This is a genomic window from Flavobacterium oncorhynchi, from assembly GCF_002217355.1.
GTDB lineage: Bacteria > Bacteroidota > Bacteroidia > Flavobacteriales > Flavobacteriaceae > Flavobacterium > Flavobacterium oncorhynchi.
Genome location: NZ_MUHA01000015.1, coordinates 1 through 16,053, shown reverse-complemented (window position 1 = coordinate 16,053; position 16,053 = coordinate 1). Strand labels below are relative to the sequence as shown.

The 16,053-nt window shown below is 33.7% G+C and carries 7 protein-coding genes; all 7 read right to left on the bottom strand.

The annotated features are described in order from the left end of the window. Positions 1–34 precede the first annotated feature (34 nt). Entirely contained in the window at positions 35–7,237 is a 7,203-nt protein-coding gene (gene sov, locus B0A75_RS11550; protein WP_089054432.1) for a T9SS outer membrane translocon Sov/SprA, read from the bottom strand. 24 nt (positions 7,238–7,261) lie between these two features. After that, a complete protein-coding gene (gene ruvA, locus B0A75_RS11545) occupies positions 7,262–7,843 on the bottom strand; it encodes a Holliday junction branch migration protein RuvA (RefSeq protein ID WP_089054431.1) in 582 nt (193 codons plus the stop codon). A gap of 78 nt (positions 7,844–7,921) precedes the next feature. Further along, a complete protein-coding gene (locus B0A75_RS11540; RefSeq protein ID WP_089054430.1) occupies positions 7,922–10,213 on the bottom strand; it encodes an NADP-dependent malic enzyme in 2,292 nt (763 codons plus the stop codon). Positions 10,214–10,371: 158 nt separating this feature from the next. Then, positions 10,372–10,797, bottom strand: a complete 426-nt coding sequence (locus B0A75_RS11535; protein ID WP_089054429.1) for a CBS domain-containing protein — start codon at positions 10,795–10,797, stop codon at positions 10,372–10,374. A gap of 262 nt (positions 10,798–11,059) precedes the next feature. Then, on the bottom strand, positions 11,060–13,147 hold the full coding sequence (locus B0A75_RS11530; RefSeq protein ID WP_089054428.1) for an OmpA family protein: 2,088 nt from the start codon (positions 13,145–13,147) through the stop codon (positions 11,060–11,062). An 11-nt stretch (positions 13,148–13,158) separates the two neighbouring features. Then, complete coding sequence (locus tag B0A75_RS11525) at positions 13,159–14,064, bottom strand: PorP/SprF family type IX secretion system membrane protein (RefSeq protein ID WP_089054427.1); 906 nt, start codon at positions 14,062–14,064, stop codon at positions 13,159–13,161. Positions 14,065–14,116: 52 nt separating this feature from the next. Beyond that, a partial coding sequence (locus tag B0A75_RS11520; RefSeq protein WP_123872363.1) for a T9SS type B sorting domain-containing protein occupies positions 14,117–16,053 on the bottom strand: 1,937 nt, incomplete at its 5' end.

The following is a 16,053-nucleotide window of genomic DNA, read 5'->3' as shown; positions in this document are numbered from 1 at the left end:
ATCTTCTAAGAAATTCCTGTTTAGAAACTCAAATTTAATTTCCGAAATTATATCGAAGTGTGAACCCGGATCTAATATTCGTTAAAGGAAATGATGTTGAAATAACAGCCTTTGAAAATGAATGATCGTAATAAAATATTGCTGTCAAGTTTTTACTAAAAGAATAATCAGCTGTTAATTTTAACGACCAAATATTTTGTCCTGCCGCAAGTTGATTATTATCGTAATCTAAATATCGTACTAATGTTTCATTATTTCTAAATGAGAAATCGGCCTTAATATTTATATCACTCTTAATAATTCCTGTTGGAGAATCTGCTAATCTTGACGAGAAAATAACATCTTTAAAACGATATCCTAATCCAATTATATATTCTACACCTCTAACTTCTGTCAATAAGTTATTATCAAAACTCATTGATAAGGCTCTGTCTTTTTTAATCTCAGAAAGCACTCTTAAAGAACTCTTCAATTCAAAATCCATTCGAATTAATGGACTAAACTGCTCAACTAAGTTAACGTTAGACATAATAATTTGATTATAGAAATTAGTATTAACGTCTTGCGTCTTAGCAGGATCATTAAAATCAAAGTTAGATCTAAACTGATTCACAGTATAAGATGCTCTATAATTATGCTGTAATGAGAAACGCTTAAATTTATCTTTAAAATACTTATAGCGCATTAATCCATTATATTTAATACTCCAGTTTGGAATTGGAAAGCTTCTAAAAATATCTGTAGATGAACCAGAAGCATCAGCGCCTGTATATGCCGCCAAGAATGATGGCAATAAAACAGCTTGATTACTTTTTGTATAACCAATAGGATATCCTTGATTGGCCACATATATTTTATAATTAGGATCTGTTTCTGCCGGAATTGGATTATTTGCATCTCCATATCTAGGAATTTCAACTCCTGCACCATAATGTTCTCCTGCCAAACGGTTTGCAATTATTAAGCGATTGTTTCTAAAATCATCAAATGCAGCCGACTGTGTTTCATCACTCGTTGAAAAAGCTGTTTTAATCAAAACTGTCGAAATAGAAAACATTCCATAAGTATAAGGCGACAACGGCAAATATTCTCTCGTTGCTGGATCAACACTAAACTGTTCTGATGAGTTTTCAGAATAGGCACGATCCATTGACAAATCAATTTTTAAGTCAGGAAACAAATCAATATTTGCGGTAACTTTTAAAAGCTTATTTGAAACTTGTGTAAAACTTTGATTGAAATCTTGGTAAGTTGTAAGCCATCCATTTTTTGCAGCTTCGTAACGAACGTCATCTTGGCTACCAAATACAAATCCTAAACTTGGTTTTGATGTTCCTAAGAAACCTATACTTGGTGTATATCCAGGTAAAACGGTACCGCTGTTTTTGGTGTAATTAATTTGAACATTTTTCACACTTGTCAACACCCCGATTAAACCATCATAAAAAGGGCTGCTGCTTACAACTGGTTTTGCTGTATTAACAATTTTCTCACCTGGTTTTGGCGGCGCTGCTGTTTTAGGTTTTGCAGGAGATTTTGCACCTGGCGTTAATCCTAAGTACTTGTACAACATATTCATGTTTAAGGTTGTAGTAAGTGTATTAGAATTTGCGTTTTGGATTGTATTTCCTAAATCGTATATATTACCATTGGTGTCTTCGTATTGAGTAAATGCTGTTGAAGCACGATTCCAACTGTAATCGGCCGTATAAGAATAACTCGCTTTTACAAAACTAAAGATTGGAATTTTATTGATTGGAATATCATAGTTCAATATTAACTGCTGAACGTGCTGGTTTGGCGTACCAATATCCCAATAATCATCCCAAATATTAAAATCTTCTTTTGGAGAATTATCATCGTTTAAGAAATTTCGAACGATATTATTTGATGCTGCTGAGTAATTTAGTTTTAATGATTTAGTTAAGTTGAATCCAAAACCATATTGATAATTAAAGGCAAAATTTCTTCTATATAAAGGATCAAGTCCAATACCTTCAACTTCAACTAATCTATACTGCTGACGGTTACTTTGTCTTAAAATATTAGTATTAAAAGATATGTTTGACGGCAGATAATTAAAGTTGATGTCGCTTAACATTTTCCAATAATCACTTTTCTTCATAAACTTTGTAGTCTTGAACGGAACTACTTCTTTGGGCTGAAATGTATAGGCATAATTTACAGCTGTACTAGACTGCTCGTCTTCATAGTTTTCAACTTCATAATCATGTCTTTCGACCTGATTGTATGATTGTGAAAATGTAAAATTCTCTACATCATAAACATGAGGTTTCTGCTCTGGAGCTCTGTCTTTTCTAACACCAATAAAGTTGATGCTTTTACGTTTCGTATAATCTACAGCACGAGTTCTGATATTATCTTTTTCAGCCTCATTTGTCGTTTCTCTTATTAACTGATCTAACTTAATATCCTGATTAAAAGGATCATATTCTGGCGTAATCACTTCTTCACCGATTGCATAATTAAACGGCAGGTTGATTCCCCATTTTGGAGGCAGTAATTTCCCTAAATTTAAATTGGTAACAATGTTGTATTGCTGCACATCTTCACGGCTGCGCTCGTTTGCACCCTGTTCCAAAGATCCAAAACCTATTGTACTTTTTCTACCAGTTGCAGAAACAGTTGCAAAATCGGCCATATTAGTGTCAACATTTAATATTGCTGCCATTCCGCCTTTATTCTCTAAATCTGCTAATCGAAGTTCATTAAACCAAACTTCTCCTTTTATATCTTTATGATCGGCTCTGCTTTTTACTCCAACCATTAAGTTTCGCACTAAACCAAAATTAGGATTTCCTTTTATACCTAATTTTAATCTGCCGTCACCATCTCCCCCGCTTGATAAATCATCATCAGGATAATAAATTCCATTAATATCGCGCTTATCTGAATTGATATCAATAGACATGGCTTTAATTTTCATACTGGTCAGTAAATCAAGAGCTAAGTCTATGTTATTCTCTTCCATCCAAACCAAGTCTGGGCTTATCGTACAAGAACCTCCTGTTCTAGTAACTTTTAATGGAATTTCTACTTGATAGAAGTTTTGTGTAAAGTCATTTCCAAAACGAATGAAACCAACCATTTCATCATCTTCAAGTGTATTTTCATTTGGCAGAGATTCGGCATGTAAAAACATTTTAAGTTTTTTGTATTGACGCATATCAACACTTACGTTTTTAAAAACCGCTCTTGAATCTTGATACTGCAAACCTACACCACCAATTCGCACCGCCAAAGATTGCTCGTTTTGATTGATAACAGTATTGTTATTATACAACTGCTCTCTTCGAACTCCTGGTGGAATTACATAATTTACCGGACACTTTGTTCCATTTTCTTGAATATTTACTGCAGCTACATCAAACTCTACTCCATCATCGTCTGGATTTGGATCATTTGCATCAAGGGTTCCTGTATATCTTCTCCATTCTCCTCTTACTAAATCTAAGGCTCCAAATCTCACGGTAGTCTGATTATTAAATCCGGTCATGAACATACGCATGAAACGAATAGATCTAAAATCTGTAATATTACCAATTGTGTTTTGTGGCTGAGAAACTGGAATTTTAAACTGAATCCATCTTGCTGTAGTTGTTCCTCCGTTTGGCAGTTCGACATTACTTACTTCTCTAATATCTGTAACATAATTTTGCCCTACCTGCATTCCCGGCTTTACATCAATACTATATTCGTAATAAGCATTGATGGTACTCATCGTATTATCACGATTAATATCTTCAACATCCGGAAGAGTTGTTGAACCACGATTTGGATCATTAATACTTACTGCTGAGTTTCCTTCAACTCCGTTGTAATTTTTATAACGCTCAAGAACACCACCGTCAGTATTTAAGTAATAGGTATAATCGTCTGCGGCAGGGTCAGCTTCTCCTGCGTAATTTGTATAAATTGCCCCTTCTTTTGAACTTGGCAGACCGTCTAAACCAACATCTTGATTTTTTCGGTTCTCTGGATTGGTGTCAAAAGCATAAATTAAAGATTGTGATGCAGGGACATCACCCCAAAGCGGCTGCGGGTTAACCATAATTTGATCTGGCCCCAATCCGTTTTCATATTGTTTTCTTCCGTCTTTTAAAACGTCTTCGGAAATTTCTCCTAAGTTGAAATATATTTTACCTGTATTAGTTCCCGGTGTCTCTCCATTTCCAACATAAGGATCCAGCACCCAAAACTGAATATACTCTACATTTCCTTGTTCAAAATTTGTTGAGTTTAAAGCTCGCATGATTCCACCAAAATTTGACGATGGATTGCTTGAACTAAAATTTGGGTTATTATTATAAGGTCCTCTATCTGATGGATAGTAGGTTAAATCAAGCGTATTGACTACCTGAATCTGTCCTTGAGCAATATCGGTATTTGGATATAATTCTCGACTGTAAATTCTTCTTGTTGTATTTAAAGACAAATCATCATTTGAAATTCCAGATGGTTTTGAAGAATAAAAAATTGGATCAATAGTATACCAAGATAGTTTTGCTCTTTTATAACCGTATTCTAAAGTGTTTGAATTGGCATTAAATGTATTATCGTTTATAGAATTCACAAATGGTGTTGATGCTAAACTCCATGCATAAGCAGATCGCATATCGATTGTAGTCTGCGAACCTTCAAAATCATCAACATAAATAGTTGCTTCTCCTTCAAAATCACTTGCTTTTGGTGCATCTGGTCTTAAAAATGCGACTTCTCCGCGAATAGATAAGTTCGAAGGTACATCTGTATCAATATTAGGCAATTTGTTTGCTAATCTTGTCAAAAACGGAACTTCTGTCGAGTAATTTCCATTAAAACCAAAAATGGTATTATTTACTGACTCTTGACCATAACTTGATTTTTGAGTAAATGGTCTTTCGGTCATTTTTAAATAAGTTCCTCCAACAACAAATTTATCTGAAATTTTATGCTCAACATTGAACCCCATAAATCTTCTAGTCTGCTGCCCGAAGATTGAATTATTTTCTAACGAAACTTCTATAGGTGTATTTGATGCCTGAAGTGAAGGATCTAAAATTTGTACTCTTCCTAGTTGGTAATCGACACTATAATCGATACCTTCAACTAGTCTTCGTCCGGCTGCAGTAACCACAACAGATCCTTGAGGTACATTAAATGCTCCAATAGGTATTCCGTTGCTTCCTGATGATTTATATTTTCCTCTTAATAAGAATTTATTTTTATCGCTGTCTTGTAATGCTCCTGCCTGAGTGTTTTTATACATATTTCTAAAAACATACTTTTGCTGATTGGCATTGTAAGTTGTTGGATCGTTGTATGTCTCTCCTGCGCTGTTTTGTAATTTTTTAAAGATAAGCTCTCCAAAAGGTTCTTTTGTTGTAAAAATTACACGCCCGTTTTGAACATCGACTGTTATTCCAGGAATGTAATCAAAAAATCCATCTCCACCTGTTTGCGGATCATTATTGTAGTTTAAGCGATCTAAGTTGAAAACGTTTAATAATGGCGTTTGTTCCACTTTACTATCTGGTGCCGGATTTGGAGGAAAAGTAGTTCCCTGAACTGGTGTAATGTAGTTTATAGGCGACGGGTCTGTATAAAGGATATTTAACCTAAAGTCGTCTTGTTTAATTTGATAGGCCTGTGGAATTTGATAAACGTTTTTCATCATCAAATTCCAAACTGGATTTTTAACGTTTGTCAAATTACTTTTCAGCATTTTTAAAACTAAGCTCTGTGTTATAATTGCCTGATTGCCATTATTATTACCAGTAACTACTGTTCCGTCAATACCATCACTTCCAAATTCTCCTACTTGGTACACTTTTCCACCAACTGTATATTCAAAAGCTACTGCAAGAATTTCATCGTTTGCTAAACGCTGCTGCAACGATAAATATCCTAATTGAGGATTAAATGTGTATTCTGCCGCTGTTAATTTTCGAGCATTTTCTAATACCGAATAATCAGTGGCTTCGCTTACATTGGTATTATTAAATCCTGATTTTGCAGTTACTATTTCTCTAATATTAGAATTTAAATATGCTCCTGCTTGGCCAATGGTCGCTGGATCATATTTATTATTGGTATTATTTGTTGGTGTATCTACAGGATTATTAAAAAATCCAGTGCTAGAACTTATTACAACAACTTCATTATCTGGAATACCACTAATCTGGCCTTCACCTAAATCCTGAAGCGCTATAATGTTTCTTAAGTTATTATTGTTTGTGCTTATACGATTTTGTTTGTTGGTTACCCAAACTTCTAATCTTGTTATCTGTACACGACTATCAATAATTGGATAATTCCTTAGAGATGCGTCATACTTATTTCTAAAATATTGAGATAAGAAAAAGTGTCGATCGTTATCATAATCTAAAGCATACAAATCAAAGTTTTGAACTGTCCCTCCGTTTTCGGCAACGACGCTTTTTGTTTGTGATTTTTGTTCTGAAAAAACGCCTGTAATGGTTGTTTTTCCAAATTGCAACTGTGTTTTAACCCCGAACAAACTCTGAGCTCCACGGATTAAGGTACTATTAAGCGGCATGCTGACATTACCAACTTCTACTTTTTGGATGATATCATCTTCTGATGGCGTATAGGCCAGTTTAAATAAGTTCTGAAAAGCAAATGTTGATTGTGTATCGTAATTTGCGTTTACCTCTAATCTTGTTCCTACTTTACCCATCAAACTCATACTGATTCGCTGATCGAAATCAAACGTAAGACTTGATCTATTACGAGGTGAGAATGAAGGGTTGTCTTGTTTTGTATAACGCATACCTAAATCCATCTCAACAGATCCGGTAGGTTTTACGTCGATAGTGTTACTTCCAAATACACTTTCAAAAAGGCTTGAATTAATATAGTACCGTGGCAGTAAATCTTTTTTGGCAGCTTCGCTGTTTGCTTTCTTACCATCGATTGCATCGGATTTCTTTCTAAAATAATCTCTTCTAGATTCTTTTAAAACTAAATCTTCGTATTCTTTGGGTGTTAAAATAAGGGGATAATCAATGGAAAAACCATCGACTGATTTTGTATAAATGTAACGATCTGTAATTGGATCGTATCGATAAGCTGAGAGTATACTAGGCGGATTTTCTAACTCTAATTTTCCAACAGAAAACTGAGTTTTGGTTGTATCTTGAGCCGCCGGATTTACTTGTGATCGCAAAACGTTACCACATAATAAAACCAGCAAAAAAATACAAATTTTACGCATACAATTCGTTTATCAAGATTGGGTTTACAAGCTTTTTAATGCTTTTTTAATAATCGTTTCTACGGTAGCTTCCGGATCTTCTTTTACAATTTTTTCGACTACTTTTTCTGAAGTTTTTCTAACAAATCCTAAAACTTCCAAAGCAGATAACGCTTCATCTCTATTTGTATTGTTTTGAACTACGGAAACTTCATCTAAATCGTACAACTTTAACACTTTTTCTTTTAAATCAAGTATTACTCGCTGTGCAGTTTTGTTTCCTATTCCTTTTATCGATTGAATAACACCGACATCTCCCGATGCTATGGCATTGATAATTTGTCTAGGTTCAATAGAAGACAGCATTGTTCTCGCAATATTGGCTCCAATTCCTGAAACAGACAAAAGCATTCTAAATATTTCTCGCTCTGATTTTTCGACAAAACCAAATAAAGTATGCGCATCTTCTTTGATTTGAAGATGCGTATACAATTTTATAAAATCAGCATTAGGAATTAATGAAAAGGTATGCAACGATATGTTTACATGGTATCCCACTCCACCACAATCAATTACAACTTCTGTGGGATTTTTTTCAACTAATTTCCCTTGCAAATGTGCTATCATAGTATTATTTATAAGTATCAAATATAACAAAAATGCAATAAAATTAAGACAATATTATTTGATCCTTACTTTATTGTACTACTCTGCTAATTTGTTTTTTTTACTTTCTTTTTGCTGCGCGTCAATTACCGCAATTGCTGCCATGTTGACCATTTCTTCAACACTTGCTCCTAATTGAAAAATGTGAACTGGTTTACCCATTCCCATCATAATTGGCCCAATAGAATTAACTTTATATAACTCTTTCAACAATTTGTATGTAATATTTGCTGACTCTAAATTAGGAAAGATTAATGTATTAACTTTTTTACCTGCTAATTTAGAGAAAGGAAATTTTTCTTTAAGCATATCTGGATTTAAAGCAAAATCTGCTTGAATTTCACCATCAACAATCATATCTGGATGATTTTTATGTAAATAAGCAACTGCTTCTCTTACTTTTGAAGCACTTTGACTTGTTGATGATCCAAAGTTTGAATAAGAAACCATCGCTATAACAGGCTCAACACCAAACATTTTTGCTGTTTTCGCTGTCATAATAGCAATGTTCACTAAATCTTCTGAACTTGGATTGATATTAATTGCTGTATCTGACAGGAACATTGGTCCGCGAGATGTAAGCATCATGTTTGCAGTCGCAACAAGAGATGCTCCTTGCGCTTTTTCGATTAGCTGAAGCATTGGTTTTACAACACTTGGATAACTTCTTGAGTAACCTGTAACTACAGCATCAGCTTCTCCTTCATTAACCATCATTGCTGCAAAATAATTTCTTTCGCGCATAAACTTCTGAGCATCAAGTAATGAAACTCCTCTACGCTCTCTAGTTTCCCAATAAGAATTTGCAAATCGATTTCGTCTTGCTTCTTCTTCATTAGTTTTAGGATCAATAATTTCAAGATCAGCATCAAAACCTAATTCGGCTTTTAATTCTAAAATTAATTCTCTATTTCCTAATAATACTGGCGAACCAATACCATCTTCATAAACAATTTGAGCCGCTTTTAAAACATTTAAATGATCTGCTTCTGCAAAAACAACTCGTTTAGGATTTAATTTAGCACGATTGGTAATTAAACGCACCATTTTGTTATCATTACCCATACGCTCACGAAGCACATCTTCATAAGCTGCCCAATCTGTAATAGGTTTTTTTGCTACTCCAGATTCCATTGCTGCCTTAGCAACTGCAGGCGCTACAATAGTAATTAATCGAGGATCAAAAGGTTTAGGAATGATATATTCTTGACCAAAACCTAATTTTGTCGCACCATAAGCTACGTTAACTTGTTCTGGAACTGGTTCTTTTGCTAAAATAGCTAAAGCTTTTACAGCCGCCATTTTCATTTCTTCATTAATTTTAGTAGCACGTACATCTAACGCTCCTCTAAAAATATATGGAAAACCTAAAACATTATTTACTTGGTTAGGAAAGTCTGAACGTCCTGTAGCCATAATAACGTCTTTTCGCGTTTGAACAGCTAAATTATAATCGATTTCCGGATTTGGATTTGCCATTGCAAACACAATCGGATTTTCTTTCATTGTCAATAACATTTCAGGTGACAGAATATCTCCTGATGATAATCCGATGAAAACATCTGCTCCATTTACTGCATCTGCTAAATCAATCTTAGGACCGTTAACCGCGTACTTTAATTGTAATTCTGAAAGTGAAGGATTGTCTTTTGTTAAAAGTCCTTTACTATTGTACATTAAAATATTTTCGACTTTTACTCCTAATAAAACATATAGGTCGGTACAAGCAATTGCAGCAGATCCTGCTCCTGAAACAACAACTTTTACTTCTTCGGCTTTTTTGCCTGCTAATTCAAGTGCGTTGATTAAGGCTGCAGAAGAAATAATCGCAGTTCCGTGCTGATCATCATGCATTACCGGAATGTCTAATTCTTCTATTAATCTTCTTTCAATTTCAAAAGATTCTGGTGCTTTAATATCTTCAAGATTGATACCTCCAAAAGTTGGGGCAATATTTTTTACCGTTTGAATAAATTCTTCAACATTTTCGGTATCGATTTCTATATCAAAAACATCAATGTCTGAGAAGATTTTAAACAGTAAACCTTTCCCTTCCATTACTGGTTTTCCTGCCTCAGGACCTATATTTCCAAGACCTAAAACAGCTGTACCATTTGAAATTACAGCTACTAAATTTCCTTTTGCTGTATATTTATAAACGTCTTCTTTGTTTGCTGCGATTTCTAAACATGGTTCAGCAACTCCCGGCGAATAAGCCAGTGATAAGTCTCTTTGGGTTGCATATTTTTTTGTTGGAACTACTTGAATTTTTCCTGGAGTTGGCTCTGCGTGGTACAGTAATGCCTCTCTTTTTTTACTCTCTTTGTTCATTATTTTTAGCTTTTATTCTAGCTTACAAAGATATAAGTCTTAGCTTAAAAAGGTATGTTTTTACTACTTTCTTTTGTTAAAATGTTAAATTAATAACGTCAAAAAAATAGCCCATGACATAATGGACTATTTAAAAAGTTATATTTCATAAAATTTATTTACTGTGAGATATAGGAATTTAAATGATTAATGGTGTCTTTTTGAATTTCGATAACAGCTTTTACCACATCGCTGATCGAAATTATTCCTACTACAATTTCGTTTTCTAAAACTGGAAGATGTCTGATTCTCTTTGAGCTCATCAACTCCATACAATCCTCGATATTATTGGATAATTTAACCGAAAAAACATTGCTTTCCATGATTTCATGTACAAGGGTTTCTTTGGATGATTTATCTTTTAAAACAATTTTTCGAGCATAATCCCTTTCAGATAAAATTCCTTTTAAGTCATTTCCGTCAATAACAAGGATTGCTCCTATGTTTTTTTCGCCCATTACTTTCAAAGCTTCATAAACTGTTGTTGTTGAATGTACCGAATAAACATTTTTACCTTTTGCGTTTAGTATTTGATCTACAGTCATATCTGAAAAATTTTAGATTTATAAAGTTAAAAAAAAATTGCACACTATTTACTTCTAACCCTATCTTTTGAAAATACAACACATTCATTTTAAACATTATACATTGTTTTTTAACTTTTTAAAACTATACACTAAAGAACAAAAACATTTACGGCTCTTTTTTGCCAAAAATCAGCTTTTTTAACTTTTAAAGAGTTATCATAAAAAAAGCCCTTTTCTAGATTTAAAAAAGGGCTTATTAGATTTTAAAGAAACTTATTTTTTACATTGCAACTACAATAAATTCGCTGCGTCTGTTTAACTGGTGCTGTTGTTCGGTACATTTTACACCGTCTGCACATTTATTAACTAACTGTGTTTCACCATATCCTTTTGCCGTTAATCTACTGGCATCAACTCCTTTACTTATTAACCAATCTCTTGTTGACTGGGCTCTTTTATCAGATAAAATTTGATTACTTTCAGATGAAGATCGGCTGTCTGTATGTGATCGAATATCTAATTTTAAATTCGGATACTGATTTAAGGCTTGTACAACTTTAATTAGCGAAGCTTCGGATGATTTTTTAATTGTAGCTTTTCCTAAATCAAAAAAGTTCATCGGAATGTGAAGTAATTTTACCAAATCTGACCCGACGTTAATAGTCCCTATTTTCAAAGGTTTAATAGCTAATTTATTTACCGCTATTTTCTTAATTTCGGCAGGCTGCACATTTTTATGCAACCCAATTGGTAATTCAGTTTTACCATTTTCTTTCTTTAAAGCAATTGAAACATCTTTTCTGTTAAAACCGTCTTTAACAACTCTGATAGAATATTTCTTTCCGCATTTTACGTTTTCAAAAGCATAATTGCCTTTTTCATCAGATTCAACATTTTGCAGCGTATTGAAATTTTCATCAAACAAAATAAGAGAAGCATTTGCTAAAATTTCATTTGATTCAGCATCTGTAATTATTCCTGACAGTGCTTGTTCGCATACCAATTTTTTTATTTCTGTAAATCGATAGATATTATCTGAATCATGCATGTTTTCGCGGTTTGACGAAAAGAATCCATTTCTCTTTCTACTGTCGATTATAAAAGCAAAATCATCTTGTTTACTGTTTACTGGCTGTCCAACATTTTGAACTTCGTCCAGCGTTCCGTCTTCATTCATTTTTACAACAAACACATCAAGGCCACCTAAACCTGGACGTCCGTCTGAAGAAAAATACAATTCATTATCACCTGAGACAAATGGGAATGTTTCTCTGCCTTCTGTATTTATCTGTGCTCCTAAATTTTGAGGTGTTCCAAAACTTCCATCTGTATTTATGGTTACTTTGTACAAATCAGATTCTCCAAGAGTTCCAGGCATGTCTGAAGCAAAATACAACGTTTTTTCGTCTATGCTTAGAGCAGCGTGTGCAGTACTGTATTGATCACTTGTGAAAGGCAGCTCCTTTACATTATCCCATTTATCATCAACCAATTCTGCTTTATAAAGTTTAAGAAGCGTTACATTCTTATTATTTTCTCCTCTTTTACCATCAATAAAATTATTTCGGGTAAAATACATTGTGCGTCCATCTTTTGTAAACACTGGAGAAGATTCATTAAAGTTTCCATGGTCTTTTTTATAGAAAAGTTTCACTTTTCCAACACTTCCATCTGGTAATAAATCTGCTGTAAAAAAAGTAGAAAAGGATTTATTTGTCCATTTAAAGTTTTTTCTGGCTATTCCGCCGGTATCTCTTGCAGAAGTAAAAATAATCTTGTTATCATAAATTACTCCTCCATAATCTGAAAATTCAGAATTAACTCCAGCATCGGCGATTACAAAGCGTCCCGAATTGGATTTAATTTCGTCTAAATAATTTTTCTCGTTTCTAACTAAAGCAGCTCTATTTTCTGACGTAGCTCTGGTGTTAAATATTTCTAAGATTTGATCTGCTCTTTGATAATGTCCTACTGATTTTAAGGATTGCGCATACCTGTATAAATATTCTGGTAATTGATTTTTATTGATTCTGTAAAGTTCTCCATACCATTTTTCTGCATTTCTTAAATCGGCTGTAAAATAATAAGAGTTTGCAAGTCTTTGAAGCAGTTTTTCGTCAAAATCTCCTTTTTCCATTACCTTTCTGTAGGCCTTTATAGCATCTACATATTCATAATTGTCATATTTTTTATCCGCTTTGCTTACTCGTTTTGCATATGCTTTTTTTGCTTTCTCTTCTTTTTTTGCAAGTTTAACCTCCTTGCTGCTTTTAGTTTTATTTTCTTTACTTATAACTTTTGTCTGCGCATTTATTTGGAAAAAGAAGCATAGTAATAGAACTGAATAACCTATTTTTTTAATTTTCATTATGGCATATATTAGAAGAATCTTGGAGATATCATTTTATTGTAATTATTAAAAAACTCGAAACGAAGGAATATTTCGTGAGAACCTGAATTATAGTTGTTTAACTTAGTCGTTTCACGATCATAAGCGTAGCCTATATACATTCCTTCTGAGACTTGAAAACCTGCCATTGCGCTTAATGAAGCACTCCATCTGTAAGCCAATCCCACGACAAACTTTTCATTAAACATAAAATTTCCTGATAAATCAACTTGTAAAGGGGCTCCTTGAACCATTTTTGTTAGAACAGCTGGTTTAAATTTGAGATAATAATTAAGATCAAATACATAACCTGCCATTAGGTAATAGTTGATTTTATCTTTAAAAATTGCGACATCATTGTCATCATATCTATTTGTTTCTATGAAATTTGGAATGGAAAAACCAACATAGGCTTTGTCTGAGTGCCAATAAACTCCTGCTCCAATATTTGGCGAGAATTTATTATTTAAGTCCTGAAACTGTGGATCTCCCTGATCTTCGGGAGTAAGTTTGTTTATGTCTAAATTGAATAAATTGGCTGTTGCTTTAATTCCAAACGAAAGTTTGAAGGTTTCGGATGTTGGTATTGAATAAGATATATCTGTAGATAAGGTATTTTCATTTGTAGGTCCAATTTTGTCATTTACAAGCGAAACCCCTATTCCAATATCGCTGTTATTTATTGGGGTGTTTAATGAAAAACTGCTGGTTTTTGGTGCACCGTCAAGCCCTATCCATTGGGTACGATACAATCCAAAAACACTCATTACTCCTCGTGAACCAGCATATGCGGGATTTACATTTATAGTATTGTACATGTATTGTGTATACTGAGCATCTTGCTGCGCAAAGCCTACAACGGAAAAGAATATAAAAATTAAGCTTAATTTTTTCATTTAAAAGAATTTAAAAAAACGGCTTAGCTTAATACTAAGCCGTTTGTAATTTTTATTTATTTAGATATAAATAACCTGAAAGTTCGTGAGGGTTAGAATCGCTATCAGTATACTTAATAATATAAAAATAAGTTCCAACAGGTAATCCAGCAGTTTCACTAATAGTTGTACGTCCTTGTGAATATCCTGTAAACACTCGATCTTCATTATTGTAACGGTCAATATCAAAAACTAATACTCCCCAACGATTGTAAATCTCTACTGTATTGTTTGGATAACATTCTAATCCTTGAATGTAGAATCTTGAATTTTTAGCATCTCCATTTGGAGAGAAAGCATTAAAGACTTTTATCACACATCCTTTTAGACCTAAAACAGTTGGTTTATCATCTGTAAGGCTTGCATCATCAGAAATATCTTCAACTACAACTCCTTTTGCACTGCTTCCTTTTACACTAGCTTGATTACTCACGCTTCCGAAATTAATATCACTTTGTGTGATCTTATATTCTGCAGTAAAATTAGTGTCATTAGATTCGTTAACATCTAGATCAATTGCTTGACCAAAGACTTTAACTCCAACTAAAGGATCTGTAATCATAATTCCTTTTAATGGAACATTTCCTGTATTTGTTACCACAAATCTATATGTAATTGTTTCGCCTGCATTAGCAACTCCGTTACCATTTTCATCATTGAATACCGCTGTTTTTACAAGTGCAATTTCTGGAACTTCAACAAAAACATTTAACATTCCGGTACTACAATTAGATGAATCTGCTTTTTCGCAAACTTGATATGCAATTGCATAATTTCCTCCCGGCGTATTTGGTTTCACATTTACTGTTCCATCTGAATTAAACTCAAAATATGGACTTCTTGATATATTAGTAATTACAATATCTAGAGAACTAATTGGCTTGTCATTCAAGAAATCATTGTCTAAAACATTGATGAATTCAAGTGAACCATTTATTCCATCTGCAACACCTTGATCGTTTCCAAGTACAATTTTTGAAATTGGCGGTTCAGGATCAACGCTGTTTTCAACTGAAACTTTCACTTTTGCCTGACTGCAATTATCTGTATTTAAGACTTCACAAATTTGGTATGTCAATTCATAATCCCCAACTGGAGTTCCATCTTTTACTTCTATTGATCCATCCGCTTTTAAAATTAAATTAGGATTTGAAATTACTGTTGTTAAAATAACAGTTGAAGGATCTAATGGCAAACCATTATAAGTGTCATTTTTAAAGACATTTACGTTTGGTTTTTCACCTTTATTAGTATCAATAGTTCCTCCATTGTCATCATTTGCTTTTAATAATCCTGCACTAGGAGCTGAACCTGTAACAAGAACATAACTTTTGACAGTTGCACAATTTGTTGTTGGATTTAAAAATTCGCAAATTGTATATTCAACCTCATAAAGTCCTACTGGCGTTCCCGCATCTACTTTTACAGTTCCGTCTGCATTTAAAGTTAATCCTGCTGGTACACTTACACTTGTCAAGATTACTCCTCCATTACTATTTTTAATAACAACTGCAACTCCGTTTAAAAGATCATTTTTAACTAATGAATATGTCGTTCCACCAACTCTTCCATTGATTGCATCTGTAGTCTCCGTCAATGCAGTGATAATTGATTTACCTACTACTATAACTGAAGTTACTTCATCACAATTTGTTGGATTGGTTACTTCGCAGATTTTGTACGTTAGATCATAATTTCCTGCAGCTGTATTTGCTGCAACAGTTACTGTTCCGTCTGCATTCAGAGTTAATCCCAATGGCACAGTTACCGGGGTAACTCTTACCTCTCCTGGGTTAGTACCCACTACTACAGCAGCTCCGTTTAATTTATCATTTAACGTTAAAGCTGGGGTTGTTCCTCCTGTGTAACCATTGATCGAAGCTGTTGTTTCTGTTACTGCATCGATTGTCGGCTGGCTAACTACTATAACTGAAGTTACTTCATCACAAT